Raw genomic sequence first — 20,969 nt, 5'->3', positions numbered from 1 at the left:
GACTCAGCGCAGAAGCAGGTTCGGCTGCAGCAGGTAGCGGTAGTTGTCTGACCCGGGCTGATCCTTCGACGACTGGCTCGTGATGAGCACCGGCCCCGGCTTGTTGGGGTTGTCGGTCTTCGTGAACGACAGTCGCACGAACTCGCTGTGCACGGCAGCAAGTCCATCGATGAGGAACTGCGGCTTGAGGGAGACGGTGGTCTCGCCGCCCGTCACGTGCGCATCGATCGTCTCGGAGGCCTGAGCGTTCTCGGAGCCGATGGCCTCGAGGGTCAGACCGTCATCGCTGAAGGAGTACCGCAGTGCGGCGTCGCGCTCGAGCACGAGGGCGACGCGGCGTGTGGCCTCGACGAGCTCAGCGGTGTTCATGACGGCGTAGTTGTCGACGGTCTCGGGGAAGAGCCGCTTGACGGGCGGGAAGTTGCCTTTGATGAGCAACGAGGTGACGGTCTTCTTGTCGGCGGAGAACGCGATGAGCTCACGGTCTCCGCCCGTGACGATCGTGACCGTCACAGCCGAACTGTGAGCGAAGATCTTGCCGATCTCCGAGAGCGTGCGCGACGGCACAAGAGCCGTGACACCGACGTCCACGGCGGTCGACTCCCAGTCAATCTCGCGCACGGCGACGCGGTAGCGGTCGGTGGCGACGAGCGAGAGCCGGTTCTCGACGATCTCGAGCTGCACTCCCGTGATGACGGGCGTGACATCGTCGCGCGAGGCGGCCACGGCAACCTGACCGACGGCGTCGGAGAAGTCCTCGCCCGGCAGCATGCCGCTCGGGCCGTCGACATCGGGCAGGCTCGGGTACTCCTCGACGGGCATGCTCGAGAGAGTGAAGCGGGCCGAGCCGCACGTGACGGCGATTTTCGACTCGGTCGTGACAAACTCCACGGGCGCGGCCGGGAGCCGCGACGCGATGTCGGCGAGCAGCCGGCCCGAGACGAGAATCGTGCCTTCCTCTGTCACGTCGGCGGCGATCGTCGTCTGCGCCGAGACCTCGTAGTCGAACGAGGAGAGGGTGACGGCGCCGTTCTCGGCCCGCACGAGAACACCGCTCAGGATCGGCAGAGTAGTGCGCTGGGGAAGGAGCTTGACGGCGAACGACACGGCGTCGCTCAGAACGTCGCGATTGACCTGGAACTTCACGCGGCTGCCTCTCGGTCGTCCCTCACCGGAATCCCGGGTCTCCCATACTGGCACAGCGGATGTGTCGTTCGGCGGGCGGGGAAAAGTTATCTCTCGCCATTTCCCTGAAGAGAATCAAGAACAACAGTGTTAACCACTGTGCACAGTGTGGATAACCCTGCAGGGGCCGCGGGGGCTGGCTGAACCACATGTGTGTAACTTGTGGAGGAGTAGTGGGAACGGGAGAGGGAATCCGTGCACTCCGCGGGGTGGCGCAGAGCGGGAGCCCACAGCCTCGCGTTGTCATTCAACAATCGCTCCCCACTACCGGGGCAGTTATCCACAGGCTGTCCCCAGTGTGCGAAAAGTCACTGACGCGGCGCGGCTGTGCGTCACATCACCACGCTGGTACGTGCTCGGCAGACGCCCCGGCGGGCGAAGGGCAGACACACGTCGCTGCGATGTGCGCTCAGCTGTAGCGGTTGTTCTGCTTGATGCGGCTCGTGAGCTCGGTGACCTGGTTGTAGATCGACCGGCGCTCCTTCATGAGCTCGCTGATCTTCTTGTTCGCGTACATGACCGTGGTGTGGTCTCGGTTGCCGAACAGCTGACCGATCTTGGGGAGGGAGAGGTTGGTGAGTTCACGGCACAGGTACATCGCGATCTGGCGCGCGGTCGCGACGGCCTGCGAGCGGGACGACCCGTAGAGGTCGTCGACCGTGAGCTTGAAGTAGGCCGCGGTGTGGTTGATGATGTCGACCGGCGCGATGACATTGTCCTCATCGAGAGTGATGAGGTCTTTGAGGACGGTCTGCACGAGCTGCAGGTCGACGGGCGTGCGGTTGAGGTTGGCGAACGCGGTGACGCGGATCAGCGTGCCCTCGAGCTCGCGGATGTTGCTCGACACCTTCGAGGCCATGTACTCGAGCACGTCGTCGCGAACCTGGAGGCGGTCGTTCTGCGCCTTCTTGCGCAGGATCGCGATGCGGGTCTCGAGGTCGGGCGCCTGCACGTCGGTGATGAGACCCCACTCGAAGCGGCTGCGCATGCGGTCCTCGAACCCCGTGAGGTGCTTGGGCGGCAGGTCGCTCGTGATCACGACCTGCTTGTTGTGGTCGTGCAGCGTATTGAAGGTGTGGAAGAACGCTTCCTGCGTCGAGTCCTTGCCCTGCAGGAACTGGATGTCGTCGATGAGCAGGATGTCGATCTCGCGGTAGCGCGACTGAAAGACGCTGGCCCGGTTGTTCGCGATCGAGTTGATGAAGTCGTTCGTGAACTCCTCGCTCGAGACGTACCGCACGCGAATGCCCGGGTAGAGGCTCTCGGCGTAGTGCCCGATCGCGTGCAGGAGGTGGGTCTTGCCGAGCCCGGACTCCCCGTAGACGAACAAGGGGTTGTACGCCTTCGCGGGGGCCTCCGCGACGGCGACGGCCGCGGCGTGGGCGAACCGGTTGGAGCCGCCGATGACGAAGTTGTCGAAGCTGTACTTGGGGTTGAGCCGGCTGTCACCGCGGCGCCCGCCCGCCTCGCTCGGCGGCGGGGTGGTCGACTGCTCGATGTAGGGGGCCGAGGAGTCGGTCGTCTCGAGGGAGGCCTCGAGGCCCTCGTTCTGGATCTCGGGGTTCACGACGATCGCGAAGCTCGAGACGTTGTCGCCGGCGACGGTCGTGAGGGCGGTGAGGAGGGGCAACCGGATGCGCTGCTCGAGCATGCCGCGCGTGAGCTCGTTCGGCACTTCGAGGTAGAGGGTGCCCGCCATGATGCCGCGCGGCTCGACGAGGTTGATGAACCCGTGCAGCTGCGGCGTGATGCGCTCATCCGTTGTCAGCGCGGTGCGCACTGAGTTCCACAGCTCCTGTGGTGACTCAGTGTCGTCCGTCATGACGGATGTCCTCATCTCTGGTGTGGTCGTGAAGGGGGCTGGCCGGCAGGAGGCGTGCAGCCTGGGCTGCTCGCGGGCGAGTTGCGGACCGTCTGCCTACTGTAGTTCGACCGGGCATGTCGTGACCAACGATCAGCGTGATCATGGGGATAATGTTCGCCCTCGCGCTGTACGGTTTGACCGCCCGACCCGGCGGACCTATTGTTAACCGGTTGACTTCTGTCTGCGCTCGTCGTCGACCGTGGCAGACAGCTTTCCCTTCCGTCGTCGCAGCCCTCGCGGGCCGAGGAGATCAGATCATGAGCAAGCGCACGTTCCAGCCCAACAATCGCCGTCGCGCCAAGGTGCACGGCTTCCGCCTCCGTATGCGCACGCGCGCCGGTCGGGCGATCCTTGGGGCTCGTCGCCGCAAGGGGCGCACCGAGCTCTCGGCCTAGTCGAGCCCTCGGGGTGCTCGCGCGCGCGCACCGCATTCTGCGCGGTGAGGACTTCCGCCGCATCGTGCGTCGTGGTCGTCGCGCATCCTCCTCCGTCGCGGTGATCTACTGCGCTCCGAGCGACGAGGAGGCGGGCCCCCGCTTCGGTTTCATCGTGTCCTCGAAGGTCGGCAACGCGGTGCACCGCAATCGCGTGCGTCGTCGTCTGCGCGCGATCTGCGCGGCGGCATCCTTCGTGCCGACCACGGCGGACATCGTGATCCGCGCACTCCCAGGGGCTGTCGACGCTGGCTGGGATACCCTGCGTTCTGACATCGAGGGTGGTCTTCGACGGGTGGTGATGACGTGAGGAGTACGGGCGTGCTGCGCGTGCTCCGGGTGATCGCGCTCATCCCCCGCAACGCGGTGGTCGCCGTGCTGCACGTCTACCGGGCTGTCATCTCTCCTCTCTATGGCGACGTCTGCCGGTACTACCCGAGTTGCTCCGCCTACGGTCTGCGCTCGGTGCAGGAGCACGGCGTCCTGAAGGGCGCCTGGCTGACGACCCGCCGGCTCGCTCGCTGTCACCCCTGGGCGGAGGGCGGCATCGATGACGTCCCCCTTCCCGCACACTCCCCCTACCGGCGCACCCGGTTCGGCTTCATCACTCTCGAGAGAAAGGCGTAGCCCTCCGCATGGACATCATCGGTGGCATCCTCTGGCCCATCAAGTGGGTCATCGAGGCGATCCTCGTCGGCTTCCACTCCCTCCTCACGATGGCGGGCATGGAATCGGCGGCAGGCATCACCTGGGTACTGTCAATCTGCGGTCTCGTGGTGGTCGTGCGCGCAGCGCTCATCCCGGTCTTCGTCCGCCAGATCAAGAGCCAGCGCAAGATGCTGGAGATCTCTCCCGAGCTCAAGAAGATCCAAGACAAGTACAAGGGCAAGAAGGACCAGTTCTCGCGCGAGGCCATGTCGCGCGACACGATGGCCCTGTACAAGAAGCACGGCACGAACCCGCTCTCATCGTGCTTGCCGCTTCTTCTGCAGATGCCGATCTTCTTCGGTCTCTTCTCCGTCCTCAATGACGCCTACGCAGACCGTCCGGGCGTCGGCCTGCTCGATGCACGACTCTCGGCCGAGTTCGGCAGTGCGGAGCTCTTCGGCATCGCACCCCTGGGCAGCTCGATCGCAAGCTCCGAGGGCAACGTCGCGGTCATCATCATCGCCGTCATCCTGGTCATCCTTATGACCGGATCGCAGTTCATCACGCAGCTGCAGATCATGTCGAAGAACCAGTCGCCCGAGATGAAGGCGTCGCCGATGTACCGGCAGCAGCGCATCATGCTCTACTTGCTGCCGCTGGTCTTCGTTTTCTCCGGCTTCGCGTTCCCGATCGGCGTGATGTTCTACTGGTTCACCTCCAACATCTGGACGATGGTGCAGCAGTTCATCGTGATCAGGAACATGCCGACCCCGGGCAGCGAGGCGGCGCAGGCCCGCGAGGCACGGCTGGCACGGAAGCGCCAGCGCAAGGGCATCCCCGACCCCGACGATGAGGCACCCGGCACGGTCGCCGTCGAGGAGCCGAAGAAGCCGCAGCGCCAGCAACCCGTGAGCAAGCAACGAGCGAAGAAGAAGAAGTCATGAGCGACGACGCCACCCCCACGACCATCGACCCCGTGCTCGATGAGGGCGAGGTCGCAGCCGACTATCTCGAGGAGCTTCTCGACATCGCCGACCTCGACGGCGACCTCGACATCGAGGAGCGTGCGGGTCGGGTGTACCTCTCGGTCGCGGCCGAGGAGCCGGATGCTCTGCGCACGCTCTCGAAGCCCGAGACCGTCTCCGCCCTCCAGGAGCTCACGCGACTCGCGGTGCTCGCGCGCACGGGCGAGTTCTCTCGTCTCATCCTCGACATCGCCGGCTCGCGCGATGCCCGCGCGGAAGAGCTTCAGCGTCTCGTGAATCGTGCCGTCGAGCGCATCGAGGAGGGGGCCTCCTCAGCCGCCCTCCCGCCGATGTCGAGCTACGAGCGCAAGCTCGTGCACGATCTCGTCGCCGAGCGCGGCTTCACCTCGGAGTCCGAGGGCGAGGGCGCGGAGCGGCACACGGTCATCCGTCGCGCCTAGCGCGCATGTTTCACGTGAAACATGACGACTGATCTCGAGCCTGAACCGGAGAGCGCACGCCAGATCCTCGGCGATCGTCTGGAGCACGCCCGCGAGTTCGCGGAGCACCTCGCGGAGGAGGGTGACGAGCTCGGTCTCATCGGACCGCTGGAGGCCGCTCGACTGTGGTCGCGCCACCTCCTCAACTGCGCGCTCGTCGCCCCTCTGCTGACCGCCGGCGCCCGGGTCGCAGACGTCGGCAGCGGCGCCGGTCTGCCCGGTCTTGTGCTCGCGATCGCGCGACCGGATGTCGAGCTCGTGCTGATCGAGCCCATGGAGAGGCGCACGACGTGGCTCCTCGCGGAGACCGAACGCCTCGGCCTGCGCAACGTCACGGTGCTGCGAGCGCGCGCCGAGGACGCCGTGGAAGCCGGCCCGTTCGACCAGGTGACCGCCCGAGCGGTGAGCGCTCTGACCAAGCTCGTCCCCCTGACCGTTCCGCTCCTCCCCCCCGGTGGCCAGCTGCTCTTCCTCAAGGGGGCGCGCATCCACGAGGAGATCACGGCGGCGCGATCCGTGCTGCGACGGCACGGCATTCACGAGCACGAGGTGCTCGAGCTCGGCGGGGACCTCCTGCCGGAGGCGACCCGGTTGTTTCGGGCTACAGTGGTCGGGGCATCCTGAGGCGCATCGCCCAGGGATCAGGACGGGCGCTGAGGACAGCGCCCGTTTCACGTGAAACATTCGAGCGGGAGGCTCATCGGTGACGACGGACGGCACCTACGACGACACCACGCCGCTGGCACGGGAGATCGCCGACATCACCCGTCGGCGCATGGCGCTCGAGGCTCGCGCCTTTCCGCTGCCCGAGTCGACGCGCGTCATCACCGTGTCGAACCAGAAGGGCGGTGTCGGCAAGACGACGACGACCGTGAACCTCGCGGCGGCCCTCGCCCGGTCGGGTGCACGAGTGCTCGTGATCGACCTCGACCCCCAGGGCAACGCCTCGACGGCTCTCGGTGTGGAGCACCGCGCCGACACCGCGAGCGTCTACGACGTCGTCGTGGGCGACTCTGCCCTGCAGGACGTCGTGCAGAAGAGCCCCGAGTTCGAGCACCTCTACTGCGTGCCGGCCACGATCCATCTCGCAGGGGCGGAGATCGAGCTCGTCTCCCTCGTCGCACGCGAGCAGCGCTTGCGCACCGCGCTCGACGCGTACCTCGCTCAGCTCGATGAGCCCGTGCACTACGTCTTCATCGACTGCCCCCCCTCGCTCGGCCTCCTGACGATCAACGCGTTCGTCGCGGCTCGCGAGGTACTCATCCCCATTCAGTGCGAGTACTACGCGCTCGAGGGGTTGAGCCAGCTACTCAACAGCATCGAACTCATCGAGAAGCACCTCAACCCCGAGCTGCGCGTCTCGACGATCCTGCTGACGATGTACGACTCGCGCACCAACCTCGCGAACCAGGTCGCCGACGACGTGCGCCAGCACTTCCCCGACCAGGTGCTCACGACCCTCATCCCCCGCTCCGTCCGCATCAGCGAGGCGCCCAGCTACGGGCAGAGCGTCATCAGCTACGACACCAGCTCCCCCGGCTCCCTCTCGTACCTCGAGGCGGCCGCCGAGATCGCACAGAGAGGCGCGGCAACCTGATGGCGACCAAGAGAACGGGGCTCGGCCGCGGCATCGGCGCGCTCATTCCGATGGCCGACGGCGATCGGCCGGTCGACGTCTTCTTCCCTCAGCCAGCACCGGCGGAGGGAGATCTCTCCGCCGTTCCCGGGGCCCGCCTCGCGGCGATCGCGCCGGCCGACATCGTGCCCAACCCGCAGCAGCCGCGCACCGAGTTCGACCCTGAAGCGCTCGAGGAGCTCGTGCACTCCGTGCGCGAGTTCGGGGTGCTGCAGCCCATCGTGGTGCGCGAGCGCACGGGAGCGGGTGCCGGCGAGCCGCGCTACGAGCTCATCATGGGCGAGCGTCGACTGCGAGCATCCACCCTCGCCGGTCTCGACGCGATCCCCGCGATCGTGCGCAATACCGCCGACGACGCCATGCTGCGGGATGCTCTGCTCGAGAATCTCCATCGCGCTCAGCTGAACCCGCTCGAGGAGGCGAGCGCGTACCAGCAGTTGCTCGAGGACTTCGGTATCACGCAGGAGCAGCTGGCGGAGCGCCTTGGCCGCTCGCGCCCTCAGATCACCAATACCCTGCGTCTCCTGCGCCTGCCCGAGGCCGTGCAGTCCCGCGTCGCCGCCGGGGTGCTTTCGGCGGGTCACGCGCGCGCGATCCTCTCCACAGGGTCGGTCGATGCCATGGCTCGCCTTGCCGACAAGATCGTGAACGAGGAGCTCTCGGTGCGTCAAGCCGAGGCGGCCGCCCAGGCGGTCACCGGCAAGGGTGCGGCGGGAGGCGCGGCGAAGCGCAAGCCCGCGGCCGGCGGCCGCCAGGGTCAGCTCAATGAGATCGCGGAGCGCCTCGGCGATCGGCTCGACACTCGGGTCGCGATCTCCCTCGGTCAGAAAAAGGGCACGGTCGTGATCGACTTCGCGACCGTGGCCGACCTCAATCGCATCCTGGGCGAGCTGGGCGAACCCGGCTTCCGCTGAACCGCGGCGACCCTCGCTCAGCGCCGCGCGTCGCGCACCGCTGCCTGCGCGAGCTCTGCGTAGACCCACCCGACATCGTGCCCGGCGGCGTCGAGCGCGAGCGCGAGGGTCGAGGTCTCGGTGAGCCCCGGCATGACGCTCGCCTCGAGGAACCACGGCGTGCCCGTGCCGTCGATGATGAGGTCGATGCGACTGAGGTGGCGCAGGCCGAGAGCCTCGTGCGAGGCGAGGGCTACCTCGGTGGCGCGCTCTGCGACGGCGCCGTCGATGCGGGCGGGGGCGTAGAACCGCGTCGCTCCCGCGTTGTAGCGCGCCTCGAAGTCGTAGAAGCCCGAGAGCGGCTCGATCTCGACGGGGGGCAGCGCCACGGGGCCATCCCCCGTGTCGATGACGCCGATGCAGACCTCGGTGCCGCGGATGCGCTGCTCGATGAGGGCGACGTCGCAGTACGTGTACGCGAGCACCATGGCCCGCCTCAGCTCCTCGTCGGTGTCGACGAGGCTGACGCCCTGCGCCGAGCCGCCCTGGGCCGGCTTGACGGCGACAGGAGGCGGCAGCTCGCCGCGCACGACGTCGAGCACGCTCTCGGCACCGAGCTCGCGGAAGGCGTCCCGCGTGAGAGTGATCGAGTGCGGTGTGGGCACCCCGACCCGGCCGACGAGCGACTTGGCCGTGGGCTTGTCCCAGGCGAGTCGCGTCGCGCTCGCGGAGGAGCCGACGTACGGCAGGCCGAGGAATTCGAGGAGGCTGCGCAGAGCGCCGTCCTCGCCGCTCGCTCCGTGCAGCGTCGGCCAGATGACGTCGGGCGGCTCCGCCATGAGGCTCGGCAGCAGGGAGGCGTCAGGGTCGCGCAGCTCGACGTGCAGACCGTGGGCGGCGAGAGCGTCGGCGACCTGTCGGCCGGAGCGCAACGAGATGTCTCTCTCGTGGGAGATCCCTCCTGCCAGCACGACGACGCGTTCGGCCCGCGGGCCGCCCCCCGTCATCGCGGGCCCCGCTCGGCCGGGTGCAGGGGCTCTGACTGCGGAGCGGGCGCGCTCGCGTGCGGTCGGTGCACGGTCTCGATGGGACCGGTGGGCGAGAACGTCTGCAGCAGCTCCGTCTCGCTGCGCACGACGGTCGCGAGTCGACGCACGCCCTCCCGCACCTGGTCGGCCTCGGGATAGCAGAAGGCGAGACGCAGGGCCTCGCGGCCGGAGCCGTCGGCGTAGAACGCCGTGCCGGGTGTGTAGGCGACGAGCTCCTTGACGGCGCGGGGCAGCATGCCCTTGGAGTCGAGACCGCTGGGCAGCGTGAGCCACACGTAGAAGCCCCCGTTGGGCACGGTCCAGGTGAGGTCGGGCAAGTAGTGGTCGAGGGCATCGAGCATCGCGTCGCGGCGCTCGCGATAGAGCCCGCGGAACACGTCGACCTGGCCGCGCCAGTCGGCACGATCGAGGTAGTCGCTGATGATCATCTGATTGAGCGAGCTCGGGCTCAGGATGGCCGACTCGGCGGCGAGGACGAGCTTCTCGCGGATGGCGTGCGGTGCGAGCGCCCACCCCACCCGGAACCCCGGCGCGAAGGTCTTCGAGAACGAGCCCAGGTAGACGATGCCCTCGTCGTCGACGGAGCGCATCGCCTGCGGAGCCGGTCGATCGAACCACAACAACCCATATGGGTTGTCCTCGATGATCAGAATGTCATTCTTGCGCGCAATATCGAGGATCTCGAGGCGGCGCTCGGCCGACAGAGTCACCCCGGCAGGGTTGTGGAAGTTCGGGATGAGGTACAGGAGCTTGATCGACCGGCCGGCCGCGCGCAGGGAGGCGATGCGCTCCGTGAGGGCGTGGGGGATCATCCCGTCGTCGTCCATCGGTACATGGGCGACCTCCGATTGGTACGAGCGGAAGATGCCCATCGCTCCCACGTAGGAGGGCGACTCGGCGATGACGACATCGCCGGGGTTGAGGAAGAGCTTTGCGACGAGGTCGAGGGCCTGCTGGGAGCCCGTCGTGACGACGACGTCGTCGACGCCGGCGCGGATTCCCTCGAGGGCCATGATCTCGAGGATGTGCTCGCGCAGCTCGGGGGTCCCCTGACCCGAGCCGTACTGCAGGGCCGCGGGGCCGCGCTCGGTCATGACGCGTTCCATCGAGGCCGCGACGGTGTCGAGCGGCAGGGCCGAGACGGCGGGCATCCCGCCCGCGAGAGAGACGACCTCGGGCCGTGAGGCCACCGCGAACAGTGCGCGCACCTCGGAGGCGCTCAGGCCGGCGGTGCGCTCGGCATAGTGCCCGTACCAGGGGTCGAGGTTCGTGCCCTCACGCGAAATGGTCATGGTCGTGCATCCCGTTCGGTCCGACGTCAGGTGTCGTGCTCCCTCCCCAGGATAGGCGCAGACACGCAGAAGGCCCGCTCCCTGGATCGGGGGCGGGCCTTCGGTGCGCGCGGACGCGTCGCGATGTCGAGGAGCGCGCTCTACGCGAGGAACTCGGCGAGATCGGCTTCGAGCGCCGGCTTGGGCTTCGCACCGATGACGGTCTTGACGACCTCGCCTCCGCGGAACACCTTCATGGCGGGGATGGACGTGATCTGGTACTTCATCGCCGTCTCGGGGTTGTCGTCGACGTTGAGCTTGACGATATCGATCTTCTCCGAGTTCTCGGTCGCGATGGCGTCGAGGATCGGCGAGACAGCGCGGCACGGGCCGCACCACTCCGCCCAGAAGTCGACCATGATCGTCTTCTCGCTCTGCAGGACCTCGGACTCGAAGGTGGCGTCGGTGACGTCTCGTGTGGACATGGGATCTCCTTAGCTCGTGCGGGGTTCGGTGTCGTGGTGCGCTGATCAGGCGGGAACGGACTCGACGGGAGCGCGCAGCTCGTCGGTCAGTCCCTCGAGGTAGTGCTGGGCATCCAGTGCCGCGACCGTGCCGCTGCCCGCGGCGGTGACCGCCTGCCGGTAGGTGGGGTCGAGAACGTCGCCCGCTGCGAAGACGCCGGGAAGGCTCGTCCTCGAGGATCGGCCCTCGACGGCGATCGTGCCGTGCTCGGTGAGCTCGAGGGAGCCGTGCACGAGGTGAGTGCGCGGGTCGGCGCCGATCGCGATGAAGAGTCCGCTCACATCGAGAGTCGACTCCTCCCCCGTGATCGTGTCGACGAGGCCGACACCCGTCACGAGGTCGCCGCCGTAGATGTGCTGAACGCTCTTGTTGAAGAGGAACTCGATCTTCGGGTCCTTCATGGCGCGATCCTGCATCGCCGGGGAGGCCCTGAGCGTCTCGGAGCGGTGGATGACGTAGACCTTGTCGGCGAAGCGCGTGAGGAAGGTCGCCTCCTCCATGGCCGAGTCGCCGCCGCCGACGACCGCGACGGTCTTCTGGCGGAAGAAGGCACCATCGCACGTGGCGCACCACGAGACTCCGTAGCCGCTCAGACGCTCCTCGTCCTCGAGGCCGAGTTTGCGGTACGCCGAGCCGGTCGCGTAGATGATCGCGAGCGCCTCGTGGCGGTCGCCGTTTCCGAGGGTGACGGCCTTGACGTCGCCGCCGAGCTCGAGCTCGGTGACGTCGTCGTAGACGATCTCGGTGCCGAAGCGCTCCGCCTGCTGTTGCATGCGCGTCATGAGGTCGGGGCCCATGATGCCCTCGGGGAAGCCGGGGAAGTTCTCGACGTCGGTCGTCTTCATGAGCTCGCCGCCGAATTCGACGGACGAGGCGATGAGCAAGGGCTCGAGGTTGGCGCGCGCCGCGTAGATGGCCGCGGTGTAGCCGGCGGGGCCGGACCCGATGATGATGACCTGACGCATGATTCCCCTCGACTGCCGATTCGTGCGCGCTGTGCGACACGCTATCCGTGCCAACACAGTCTAGGTCGGCGCTATTCCGGCCCCGGCGCTGTTCACCGGATGGCCATGTCAGCGGCGGCGACGAGCTCGCTCTCGAGCGTGACGGACGAGACGCGTGGCCTCCGGAACCCGCAGCACCCACAGCGTGAGCGCGTAGACGACGACGATGAGGAGGCCGACGGCCGCGATCGTGACGATCGCACCCGGGATCGTCTCGCGCGCGAACCCTCCCGGCGCGAAGGCCCCGAGCGCGCCGCTCGCGAGGAGCCCGACGACGAGGGCGAGCACGCCCGCGCCGGTCGATTGCAGGACACGCAGCCACACCGTCCTCATGCCGAAGGCGCCGATCCTCCGGGAGAGGGCGCTCGCGCCGAGGACGAGTTGGAAGGCCCCCGCGGCGGAGGTGACGAGACCGATTCCGGGAACGATCCACGCGGTGGGCAGCGCGAGGCACGCGAGCGCTCCGGCGACGAAGAAGCCGGTGTGGGCGGCCTGCAGCCAGAACGCGAGGGGGGTGTCGTCGAGCGCGTAGAGGACGCGCTGGATGACGAAGTAGGCGCTGAAGGGCACGAGCCCGACCGCGAAGGCCGCGATCACGATGGCGATCTGGTCGACGGCGGGGGCGCTGAAGATGCGGGCGATGGGCACGGAGAGAGCGATGAGGCCAGTGGCCGCGAGGGCCATGAAGAGGACGGTGAGGATGCTCGCGGTGCGAGTGTCCTCGCGAATGCCCGCGATGTCGCCGTCTCGGGCTCGAGCGCTCATGCGCGTGAGGTACGCCGTCACCATCGAGACGACGACCACGGAGTGCGGCAGCATGAACAGCAGCCACGCCGTGCGCATGACCATGAGCGAGGCATCATCGGCCGTGGCCGCCTCGGAGGCGACGCGCGTCTGCACGAGCCCGCCGAGCTGCATCACGACGATCATCGCGAAGACCCACCCGGCGGCGCGCCCCGTGGCCCCGAGCCCCACTCCCCGCCAGCGGAAGTCGGGGCGGAACGTCAGCCCCGCGCGTCGCCAGAAGAGCAGGAGCACGAGAGCCTGGCAGACGACGCCGAGCGTGGCGGAGCCTCCGAGGACGGCGATCATGTCGGGGGTCCACTGCGCTGCATCGCGCACGTCGGCGTCGAAGAGCACGCCGAACAGGAGGAGGCCCGCGATCGTGACGACGTTGTTGAGCGCCGGGGCCCACGTGAAGGGGCCGAAGACCTTGCGGGCGTTGAGCACCTCGCCGAACAGCGTGTACAGGGCGTAGAACAGCACCTGGGGCAGGCACCAGTAGGCGAAGGCTGTGGCGAGGGCGAGCTCCTGCTCGGTGAATCCTCGACCGGTCGCGCCGTCGGCGGGGCTCGCGTACAGCGCGACGAGGGCGGGCGCGGCGAGGGTCGCGAAGACGGCGGCGAGGAGGAAGACCACGAGCCCGACCGTGATGAGGCGGTTCAGGTAGGCGCGACCCCCGTCGGCGTGGCTGTGGGCTCGCACGATCTGCGGCACGAGAACGGCGCTCAGCACGCCGCCCGCGATGATCGCGTAGATATTGTTGGGCAACTGGTTCGCGAGAGCGAAGGTGTTCGCCCCCGACCCGAGCGCGCCGATCGTCTGCGTGAGCATGACGGCGCTCACAAAGCCGAGGAGACGGGAGACGACCGTGCCGGAAGCGAGCATGAGACTCGCCCGTCGAAGGCTCGAGCTCTCCGAGGGTGGGCCGGGTGTCGGCTCCCCTGACACCGGTGCCTCTGGTCCCGGCTCCCCGGGCCCAGGCTCCCCGGGGGACGGTGTCGCGCTCACGACGCGTCCTCCGTCTCCCGCTCATTCGCCGCGCGGCGGCGGCGGCGCTTGCGGATGTTGCGGATGATGCCGATCGCGAAGAGCAGGGCGATGACGGCGGCGATGGCGATGGTGCCCGCGGTCTCCCATCCGGCCTGCAGATTGAGCTCGAAGCTCGTGGACTCTCCGACAGGGCGGCCCTCGGAGTCGCGCAACGATACGGTGATGTCGACGGTGCCGTTGGTAAGCGATTGGACAGGAACGAGCGCTTGAGCGCTCGAGTCGGGCTCGAGCGTGACCTCGACGCGCTGGTCGAGCACGCGCAGCTGACCCGTGGCGGGGGCAACGCTCACGAACACGGTCACCGTTGTATCGAGCGCGTTCTGGATCGTGATCGGCACGGAGGTGCGGTCAGTCAGCAGCAGGATCGGACTGCTGTCGACGACCTGAACCGACGACCTCAGTCGCTCGGAGGACGCGACGAAGCCGGCGAGGGCATCCATGCGCTCGTGGGCCCACCCGGGCGAGGACGCGGCGAGCAGCTCGAGGCGCCGCTCCGCGATGAGTGCTGCCGGATCAGCCGTGATGCTCGCGAAAGCGCGATCGGCCTCTTCGGCGGCGAGTGCGCTCGCGATGGCCTCGGTGAGTGCGTCGTCGGCTGGTTCGTCGTTCACGTCGGCCGCGCCACTGGGTGTGCCTAGCAGGAGGGTCGAGAGAGACGCGGAGGTGCGCCACGGCAGCGCGTCGAGCGCGTCGAGGAGGTCGGTCAGACGCAGGGCGCTCCTCGCGTCGCGGTCGACGGCGCCGATGACGTCCCGCTCCTCGGCGGCGGCGGCCGCGAGCAGCGCACTCGCGCGAGCGACCGCGTTCGTCCAGGCCTGGGAGGATCGCGCTGACGCGGCGTCGGCGAGCGCGGTGGACAGGGCACTGTCGACCGAGAGCACGCGGGAGCCCTCGACGGTCAGCAGCGGTCCCCCGCTCGAGAGGCGAGAGCTCGGCGCGAGGATCGTCTGCGCTCCGGATTCGACGAGTGCGGCGAGGGCCTCATCGGAGGTGGTGGGCGCGGAGGGCCAGGCGACCGCGGTCGTCGCGTGCGTCCACGCGGCGAAATCCTCGCGTGACGACTGCGCGTCCCCCTCGGGAGCGCGATCAGGGGCCTCGAGCGGCGCGGCACCGGCGAGGACGGGGAGCGCGGGGTCGGCATCGGCCCAGGCGAGGGCGAAGGAGTCCCCCTCGCTGGCCTCGAGCCGCTCGAGCAGCGCGCTCGCGCTCTCAGGTGCGTCCTCGCCGAGGATGCGCGTCGAGGCGACGATGCGCGGGTCCAGTGCGAGCGTGACGTCATGCTCGGCCGCCGCGTCGAGGGTTCTCGTGAGGGAACCGCCCTCCGCCGTGAGCCGTGCGAGTTGCTCCGTGGAGAGGAGCGCCGTCTCGATGCCAGGAGTCGTGAGCGGCAGGACGATCGCCGACCGTCCTACCGGAAGAGGTTCTGCTGCGGACAGCCACACGACCGAGGTCGGGTCGGAACCCAGCACGGCGCCATCGGCGCGCAGCTCGACGAGGGCTCGGCGCGGTCCCGAGCGATCGTCGACGCCGAGCTCACCGGCCCCGACCCGCAGATCGAGCACCGCGACCGCGCCGGGCTCGAGAGCCCTCACCGTGTCGCGGGCCACCGCGCGGTCGAGCGCGGGCGGAGCATCCTCATCGAACCACGCCGAGAGCTCCCGGCCGGTCGCCACCGCGGGGTCGACGGAGAGCACGACCTCGCCGGCGGGGAGGGTCTGTGCGGTGTCGTTGCGCACGGTGACGCGCACGGTGAGCATCGTGCCCTGGCGCACGAGCCCTGCCTCGGCCGGCGCGGCGACGACCGCGATGCCGTCGGCCTCGGCATCTGACACCGTCGCACTTGCGGGAGCAACCGGGGGGAGAGGAAAAATTCCGAGGGCGACGCCCACCGCGAGCAGAAGGGTGACAGCGCTCGACGCGATTCGGGGAGATGTCGCGCGGGAGCCCCTGTGCCCCCGCTCGACCGACATGCGATGAAGTCTAGACTCTGGTGACTATGGAGAGCGTGGCTGCGGCCGTCACCCGACTGCAGACCCTGGCCTCGGATCCCGCCATTCTGGCTCTCGCCGAGCGCTTCCAGTCGGCGGGTCACGAGTTGGCGCTCGTGGGCGGCCCCGTGCGCGATGCCTTTCTCGGGCGACCGGTCAACGATCTCGACTTCGCCACCTCGGCGCGCCCCGACGACATCGTCAGGATCGTGGGCCCCGTTGCGGATGCCCACTGGGACATCGGGCGGGCCTTCGGCACGATCGGCGCGCGCCTGGGCGGCACGACCGTCGAGATCACGACCTACCGCAGCGATGCGTACGGCGCGGATTCGCGCAAGCCCGAGGTGGCCTTCGGCGACACCCTCGAGGGGGATCTCGGGCGTCGCGACTTCACGATCAACGCGATGGCCCTGCGCCTGCCGGAGCTCACCCTCGTCGACCCTACGGGGGGCCTTGAGCACCTTCTCGAGCACCGGCTGGCGACACCGGGCACGGCCGAGTCGTCATTCGGGGACGACCCCTTGCGCATGCTGCGTGCAGCGCGATTCGCCGCGCAGCTCGAGGTCGACGTCGACGACGCGGTCGTGGTCGCCATGCACAGCATGCGGGAGAGGCTGCAGATCATTTCTGCGGAGCGCGTGCGCGACGAGCTCACCAAGCTACTCCTGACAGCGGCCCCGCGACGGGGACTCGAACTGCTCGTGGCGACGGGCATCGCGGAGGTCGTGCTGCCCGAGCTGCCCGCCCTCCGCCTGGAGGTCGACGAGCACGCGCATCACAAGGATGTCTACGAGCACTCGCTCACGGTTCTCGACCAGGCGATCGAGCTCGAGGGTGCTCGAGCGGGCGCGACGACCGGCTCCGTGACACCTCCCGATCTCGTCCTGCGGCTGTCCGCTCTGCTGCACGACATCGGCAAGCCTGCGACCAAGCGAGTCGAATCGGGCGGCGTCGTGACCTTCCACCACCACGACGTCGTCGGCGCGAAGCTCGCGCGCAAGCGCTTGACGGCGCTGCGCTTCGACAACGACACCATCAAGCGCGTGAGCAGGCTCATCGAACTGCACCTGCGGTTCTTCGGGTACAGCGATGCGCCCTGGACCGACTCGGGTGTGCGCCGCTACGTGCGGGACGCCGAGGACGAGCTCGAGCGACTGCACATCCTCACCCGTGCGGACGTCACGACGCGCAATCGGCGCAAGGCGGCCCGACTGCGCGGCGCCTACGACGAGCTCGAGAAGCGCATTGCGCGGCTCGCGGAGCAGGAGGAGCTCGCCGCGATCAGGCCCGACCTCGACGGCGAGCGCATCATGGCCGTTCTCGACGTGCCCCCCGGGCCCCTCGTCGGTGAGGCCTACCGGTTCCTGCTCGAGCTGCGCCTCGACGAGGGACCGCTCGGCGAGGAGGAGGCGGAGCGGCGGTTGCGCCGGTGGTTTGAGTCCCGAGAGGCATCGGACTAGACTGCGAAGGTTGTCCGGGCTCTGCCCGGCGACACGATGCCATACCCTCCTGCTGCAGACCGTCTGCAGCCGTTCGAGTCCGAAGGAGGTGGGTGAGTCATGCATCAGTACGAATTGATGGTCATTCTCGACCCCGAGATCGATGAGCGCACTGTCGCTCCGAGCCTCGACAAGTTCCTGGGAGTCGTGCGCAACGACGGCGGAACGGTCGAGAACGTCGACATCTGGGGCCGCCGCCGACTGGCCTACGAGATCAACAAGAAGAACGAGGGCATCTACGCCGTCGTGAACTTCACGGCGACCTCGGCCACGACGCAGGAGCTGGATCGTCAGCTCAAGCTCAGCGAGGCCGTCATGCGCACGAAGGTCCTCCGCTCCGAGGAGGCCGCCGCGCGCGCCGAGTCGATCAACGCTGAGAACGCCGCGCGCGCCGAGGCCAAGGCGGCACGCGCCGCAGCCGCGGGGAAGGCGCCCGCCGCCAAGGCAGCGGAGTAGTCATGGCGAACGAGACGATCATCACCGTCGTGGGCAACCTCACGGCCGACCCTGAACTGCGGTACACGCAGAGCGGGCTCGCGGTGGCGAACTTCACGATCGCGTCGACTCCTCGCACCTACGACCGCGCGTCGAACGAGTGGAAGGACGGCGAAGCCCTCTTCCTGCGCGCGAGCGTCTGGCGCGAGTTCGCCGAGCACGTCGCGAGCACCCTGACGAAGGGCAGCCGCGTCATCGCGCAGGGCCGCCTCAAGCAGCGCTCGTATGAGACGAAGGAGGGCGAGAAGCGCACCTCCATCGAGCTCGACATCGACGAGATCGGCCCGAGCCTCCGCTATGCGACGGCTCAGGTCACGCGCACGAGCAGTGGCAGCGGCGGCGCCGGCGGCGCGCGCAGCGGCGCTCCTGCTGACGAGCCGTGGGGCGCATCATCGAATGCTCCCGCGAACTCGGGTCAGCAGTCGGCGTCCGGCGGCGACGTGTGGAACACGCCCGGCTCGTTCTCTGACGACACCCCCTTCTAGGCCGCGTGCCTCGACGGCGGCCTACCGACAACCTCACGACTAGTACCGAAGGACAACAACACCATGGCAGGAAAGAGCAGCGGCGACCGCCGCAAGCCACGCGGTGGCAAGGGCGCGAAGAACGCCGCGCCCGCGAAGGCGATCCGGGTCGGCATCATCGACTACAAGGACGTCGCCACCCTCCGCAAGTTCATCTCGGAGCGCGGGAAGATCCGCGCCCGCCGTATCACCGGAGTCTCCGTGCAGGAGCAGCGCCTCATCGCCCGCGCCGTCAAGAACGCGCGCGAGATGGCCCTGCTGCCGTACGCAGGCGCGGGACGCTAGGGAGCACACGATGTCAAAGCTCATCCTCACGCAGGACGTCACGGGCCTCGGCGCCCCCGGTGATGTCATCGAGGTCAAGAACGGGTACGCCCGCAACTACCTCATCCCTCAGGGTCTGGCCGTCGCGTGGTCGCGCGGTGGCGAGAAGCAGATCGAGACGATCAAGGCCGCTCGCGCCGCGCGCGAGCACGCCACGATCGAGGAGGCTCAGGATCTCAAGGCACGGCTCGAGGCCAACCCCGTGACGCTCGCCGTCAAGGCGGGCTCCGAGGGTCGCCTGTTCGGCTCGGTCAAGACCGGCGATGTCGCGGATGCCGTGGCCGCTGCCGGCCACGGACAGGTCGACAAGCGCATGATCGAGATCGTCTCCCCCGTGAAGTCGACGGGAGACCACGAGGCGATCCTCAAGCTGCGCGACGGCATCGTCGCGACGATCACTCTGCGCGTCGTCGCCGCGTCCTAGCCGCCGCAGCACGACCTCGAAGGGGTATCCGCCTGGTGGCGGGTACCCCTTCTGCATGCCCGCTGTCAAGTGTGCAACGGCGTGTTTGTGCACAGTAGGGACGGCGACCGCCCGAAGGTTCAGGTGGGGGTTGAGACCTCTTTCTGCACACAGAGGTGTGAGAGAAAAAACCCTGATCAAGTGGCATTTGCTCGAAAAAATCCACGGATACTCCACAGGCCAGTCCACAGACTGCTCACATCATCACCGGCGTTTCGCGGAATCCCTCCACAGAGTTATCCACAGGCCGATTTGAGGGGTTCCCGCGCCCGTCCCTACAGTGAACCGTCTCTCCCCCTCCCACTCTTCTTCCGCGATCGGAATGTCGGCGGCGGGGAGTAGAACGAACCTGGGCACACTGGTGTCCACCACACGACACGTCACGCGCGACGGGCCCTTCCTGACGAGGGCCCTGCGTCGCACCGGGGAGGGGAAGCAGTGTCCATCGCACACATCTCCACCGCGACCGACGGTCGCGGCTCCTCCGAGTCGCGGGGCACCGCCGAGTATCGATCCGCCGATCGCGTCCCGCCGCACGACCTCCTCGCCGAGCAGAGCGCGCTCGGCGGCATGCTGCTGAGCAAGGACGCCGTCGCGGACGTCATCGAGGCCGTGCGCGGCCTCGACTTCTACCTGCCCAAGCACGAGGTGATCTTCGAGGCGATCCTCTCGCTGTACTCGCACGGCGAGCCCACCGACGTCATCGCGGTCACCGACGAGCTCACGAAGACCGCGTCGCTCACGAAGGCGGGCGGCGCTGACTACCTGCACACCCTCACGGGCATCGTGCCGACCGCCGCCAACGCGGGCTACTACGGCTCTCTCGTCGCCGAGAAGGCGGTGCTGCGCCGACTCGTCGAGGCCGGCACCCGCATCGTGCAGATGGGCTACGCGAGCGAGGGCGAGGTCACCGACCTCGTCAACAGCGCGCAGGCCGAGATCTACAACGTCTCCGGCGATTCGCAGTCGGAGGACTACGTGCCGCTCACCGAGGCGGTCGGCGAGGCGATCGATGAGATCGAGGCCGCTCGCGGGCTCGACGGCAAGATGACGGGCGTGCCGACCGGCTTCCACGACCTCGACGCCCTCACGAACGGCCTCCACGCCGGCCAGCTCGTGCTCATCGCCGCCCGACCCGCGCTCGGCAAGTCGACGCTCGCGCTCGACCTCGCGCGCTCCTCCGCGATCAAGCACGACCTGCCCACGATCGTGTTCTCCCTCGAGATGGGGCGCAGCGAGATCGCGATGCGCCTGCTCTCGGCCGAGGCGGCCATTCCGCTGCACTCCATGCGCAAGGGCACGCTCGAGACGAACGACTGGACGAAGATCGCCGCGACGCGCGGTCGCATTGCGGATGCCCCGCTCTACCTCGACGACAGCCCCAACATGACGCTGCCCGAGATTCGCGCCAAGTGCCGTCGCCTCAAGCAGACCGTGGGTCTCAAGATGGTCATCATCGACTACCTGCAGCTCATGACGAGCGGCAAGCGTGTCGAGTCTCGCCAGCAGGAGGTGAGCGAGTTCTCCCGTGCACTCAAGCTCCTCGCCAAGGAGCTGCAGGTGCCGGTCGTCGCTCTCTCGCAGCTCAACCGCGGGCCCGAGCAGCGTGCCGACAAGATGCCCGCCCTCAGCGACCTGCGCGAGTCGGGATCGCTCGAGCAGGACGCCGACATGGTGATCCTCCTGCACCGCGACAGCGCGTACGAGAAGGAGAGCGCCCGCCCCGGCGAGGCCGACCTCATCGTCGCGAAGAACCGCAACGGCCCCACCAACACGATCACGGTCGCCTTCCAGGGCCACCTGTCGCGCTTCGCCGACATGCCTCGCGTGTAGAGCGCTTGCGGCCCGCCTGAACCCGGAAGCACGCGC

The 20,969-nt window shown here is 68.3% G+C and carries 22 protein-coding genes; 14 read left to right on the top strand and 8 right to left on the bottom strand.

Going from position 1 to position 20,969, the window contains the following annotated elements; translation table 11 throughout:
• Window positions 1-3: 3 nt before the first annotated feature.
• The gene (gene dnaN, locus FK219_RS05605; protein WP_152583318.1) at window positions 4-1,146 is read right to left on the bottom strand and encodes a DNA polymerase III subunit beta; all 1,143 of its coding nucleotides are present in this window, start codon (window positions 1,144-1,146) and stop codon (window positions 4-6) included.
• Window positions 1,147-1,594: 448 nt separating this feature from the next.
• Entirely contained in the window at window positions 1,595-3,007 is a 1,413-nt protein-coding gene (dnaA, locus tag FK219_RS05600; protein ID WP_152583317.1) for a chromosomal replication initiator protein DnaA, read from the bottom strand.
• Between the two features lie 299 nt (window positions 3,008-3,306).
• On the opposite strand from dnaA, the gene rpmH reads away from it, so the two are divergent.
• From rpmH to FK219_RS05560, 8 genes are all read left to right on the top strand, one after another.
• Window positions 3,307-3,444 carry a 50S ribosomal protein L34 gene (rpmH, locus tag FK219_RS05595; RefSeq protein ID WP_010204566.1) on the top strand — a complete coding sequence of 46 codons (138 nt, stop codon included), beginning with the start codon at window positions 3,307-3,309 and terminating at the stop codon, window positions 3,442-3,444.
• A gap of 13 nt (window positions 3,445-3,457) precedes the next feature.
• Entirely contained in the window at window positions 3,458-3,793 is a 336-nt protein-coding gene (rnpA, locus tag FK219_RS05590) for a ribonuclease P protein component (RefSeq protein WP_152583316.1), read from the top strand.
• A gap of 11 nt (window positions 3,794-3,804) precedes the next feature.
• A complete protein-coding gene (gene yidD, locus FK219_RS05585) occupies window positions 3,805-4,110 on the top strand; it encodes a membrane protein insertion efficiency factor YidD (RefSeq protein ID WP_152583315.1) in 306 nt (101 codons plus the stop codon).
• 8 nt (window positions 4,111-4,118) lie between these two features.
• Window positions 4,119-5,075, top strand: coding sequence for a membrane protein insertase YidC (gene yidC / locus FK219_RS05580; protein ID WP_152583314.1), 957 nt, complete (start codon window positions 4,119-4,121; stop codon window positions 5,073-5,075).
• A complete protein-coding gene (locus FK219_RS05575; protein ID WP_152583313.1) occupies window positions 5,072-5,557 on the top strand; it encodes a Jag family protein in 486 nt (161 codons plus the stop codon). The genes yidC and FK219_RS05575 overlap by 4 nt, the downstream gene beginning before the upstream one ends.
• Before the next feature lie 21 nt (window positions 5,558-5,578).
• Entirely contained in the window at window positions 5,579-6,220 is a 642-nt protein-coding gene (gene rsmG, locus FK219_RS05570; RefSeq protein ID WP_152583312.1) for a 16S rRNA (guanine(527)-N(7))-methyltransferase RsmG, read from the top strand.
• A gap of 151 nt (window positions 6,221-6,371) precedes the next feature.
• On the top strand, window positions 6,372-7,193 hold the full coding sequence (locus FK219_RS05565; RefSeq protein WP_152583388.1) for a ParA family protein: 822 nt from the start codon (window positions 6,372-6,374) through the stop codon (window positions 7,191-7,193).
• Entirely contained in the window at window positions 7,193-8,146 is a 954-nt protein-coding gene (locus tag FK219_RS05560) for a ParB/RepB/Spo0J family partition protein (RefSeq protein ID WP_152583311.1), read from the top strand. Before FK219_RS05565 ends, FK219_RS05560 begins: the two co-directional genes overlap by 1 nt.
• Window positions 8,147-8,163: 17 nt before the next feature.
• Here the strand turns inward: FK219_RS05560 and FK219_RS05555 are convergent, their stop codons facing one another.
• From FK219_RS05555 to FK219_RS05530, 6 genes are all read right to left on the bottom strand, one after another.
• Complete coding sequence (locus FK219_RS05555) at window positions 8,164-9,132, bottom strand: D-alanine--D-alanine ligase family protein (RefSeq protein ID WP_152583310.1); 969 nt, start codon at window positions 9,130-9,132, stop codon at window positions 8,164-8,166.
• On the bottom strand, window positions 9,129-10,466 hold the full coding sequence (locus FK219_RS05550) for an aminotransferase-like domain-containing protein (RefSeq protein WP_152583309.1): 1,338 nt from the start codon (window positions 10,464-10,466) through the stop codon (window positions 9,129-9,131). The genes FK219_RS05555 and FK219_RS05550 overlap by 4 nt, the downstream gene beginning before the upstream one ends.
• Before the next feature lie 140 nt (window positions 10,467-10,606).
• Complete coding sequence (trxA, locus tag FK219_RS05545) at window positions 10,607-10,930, bottom strand: thioredoxin (protein ID WP_152583308.1); 324 nt, start codon at window positions 10,928-10,930, stop codon at window positions 10,607-10,609.
• Between the two features lie 45 nt (window positions 10,931-10,975).
• Window positions 10,976-11,935, bottom strand: a complete 960-nt coding sequence (gene trxB, locus FK219_RS05540) for a thioredoxin-disulfide reductase (RefSeq protein WP_152583307.1) — start codon at window positions 11,933-11,935, stop codon at window positions 10,976-10,978.
• A 108-nt stretch (window positions 11,936-12,043) separates the two neighbouring features.
• Window positions 12,044-13,642 carry a murein biosynthesis integral membrane protein MurJ gene (gene murJ / locus FK219_RS05535; RefSeq protein WP_152583306.1) on the bottom strand — a complete coding sequence of 533 codons (1,599 nt, stop codon included), beginning with the start codon at window positions 13,640-13,642 and terminating at the stop codon, window positions 12,044-12,046.
• 119 nt (window positions 13,643-13,761) lie between these two features.
• Window positions 13,762-15,777, bottom strand: coding sequence for a DUF6049 family protein (locus tag FK219_RS05530; protein ID WP_235923776.1), 2,016 nt, complete (start codon window positions 15,775-15,777; stop codon window positions 13,762-13,764).
• Window positions 15,778-15,803: 26 nt separating this feature from the next.
• Between FK219_RS05530 and FK219_RS05525 the strand changes: the two genes are divergently transcribed.
• From FK219_RS05525 to dnaB, 6 genes are all read left to right on the top strand, one after another.
• Window positions 15,804-17,255: a CCA tRNA nucleotidyltransferase gene (locus tag FK219_RS05525; protein ID WP_152583304.1), complete on the top strand. Its 1,452-nt coding sequence runs from the start codon at window positions 15,804-15,806 to the stop codon at window positions 17,253-17,255.
• 99 nt (window positions 17,256-17,354) lie between these two features.
• Entirely contained in the window at window positions 17,355-17,750 is a 396-nt protein-coding gene (gene rpsF, locus FK219_RS05520; protein ID WP_152583303.1) for a 30S ribosomal protein S6, read from the top strand.
• A gap of 2 nt (window positions 17,751-17,752) precedes the next feature.
• Window positions 17,753-18,274 carry a single-stranded DNA-binding protein gene (locus FK219_RS05515; RefSeq protein ID WP_152583302.1) on the top strand — a complete coding sequence of 174 codons (522 nt, stop codon included), beginning with the start codon at window positions 17,753-17,755 and terminating at the stop codon, window positions 18,272-18,274.
• A gap of 63 nt (window positions 18,275-18,337) precedes the next feature.
• Window positions 18,338-18,598 (top strand): 30S ribosomal protein S18, encoded by a 261-nt coding sequence (gene rpsR / locus FK219_RS05510; protein WP_100823727.1) that lies wholly within the window; start codon window positions 18,338-18,340, stop codon window positions 18,596-18,598.
• 10 nt (window positions 18,599-18,608) lie between these two features.
• Window positions 18,609-19,061, top strand: coding sequence for a 50S ribosomal protein L9 (rplI, locus tag FK219_RS05505; protein WP_152583301.1), 453 nt, complete (start codon window positions 18,609-18,611; stop codon window positions 19,059-19,061).
• A gap of 477 nt (window positions 19,062-19,538) precedes the next feature.
• Complete coding sequence (gene dnaB / locus FK219_RS05500) at window positions 19,539-20,933, top strand: replicative DNA helicase (protein ID WP_152583300.1); 1,395 nt, start codon at window positions 19,539-19,541, stop codon at window positions 20,931-20,933.
• The last annotated feature ends 36 nt before the right edge of the window (window positions 20,934-20,969 follow it).

Origin of the sequence: Microcella pacifica, from assembly GCF_009371975.2 — a bacterium.
In the GTDB taxonomy this organism is placed as follows: Bacteria; Actinomycetota; Actinomycetes; order Actinomycetales; family Microbacteriaceae; genus Microcella; species Microcella pacifica.
The sequence above is the reverse complement of the archived record's forward strand: the minus strand, read 5'-3'. Positions and strand labels throughout refer to the sequence as shown.